General features: G+C 64.0%; 1 protein-coding gene. It reads left to right on the top strand.

All coding sequences use genetic code 11. From position 1 onward, the window contains the following. On the top strand, positions 1 to 905 hold a 905-nt coding region (gene aspS / locus D3H34_RS33060), incomplete at both ends, for an aspartate--tRNA ligase (RefSeq protein WP_119558902.1).

Here is a 905-nt window from a genome sequence, read left to right as displayed (position 1 = left end):
GTCCCGCGGGCACGACCAACGACAAGCTCAAGAGCGGCCAGATCGAAGTGCTGTGCCATGAGCTGAACGTGCTCAACGCTTCCGTGACGCCGCCGTTCCAGATCGACGACGACAACCTGTCGGAAACCGTGCGCCTCACGCACCGCGTTCTCGACCTGCGCCGACCCTACATGCAGAAGAACCTGATGCTGCGCTACAAGGTCAGCATGGAAGTGCGCAAGTTCCTCGACGCCAACGGCTTCGTCGACATCGAGACGCCCATGCTCACCAAGAGCACGCCCGAAGGCGCGCGCGATTACCTCGTGCCCAGCCGCGTGCATGACGGCCAGTTCTTCGCGCTGCCGCAGTCGCCCCAGCTGTTCAAGCAGTTGCTGATGGTCGCGGGCTTCGACCGCTACTACCAGATCACCAAGTGCTTCCGCGACGAAGACCTGCGCGCCGACCGCCAGCCCGAATTCACCCAGATCGATATCGAAACATCGTTCATGGATGAGCAGGAAATCCGCGACATGTTCCAGGGCATGATCAAGACCGTGTTCCAGACCGCGCTGGGCGTGGACCTGGGCGATTTCCCGGTCATGAGCTACCAGGACGCGGCGCGCCTCTACGGTTCGGACAAGCCCGACCTGCGCGTCAAGCTCGAGTTCACCGAACTGACCGACGTCATGGCCGATGTCGACTTCAAGGTGTTCTCCGCTCCCGCGACCACGCCCGGTGGCCGTGTCGTGGCGCTGCGCGTGCCCGGCGGCGCGGCCATCAGCCGCGGCGAGATCGACGGCTACACCGAGTTCGTCAAGATCTACGGCGCCAAGGGCCTGGCCTGGATCAAGGTCAATGAAGCCGCCAAGGGCCGCGAAGGCCTGCAGTCGCCCATCGTCAAGAACCTGCACGACGCGGCCCTGGCC

It is taken from the genome of Acidovorax cavernicola, assembly GCF_003581445.1.
Note: the sequence above shows the minus strand (reverse complement) of the source record. Positions and strands in the feature narration are given on the sequence as shown.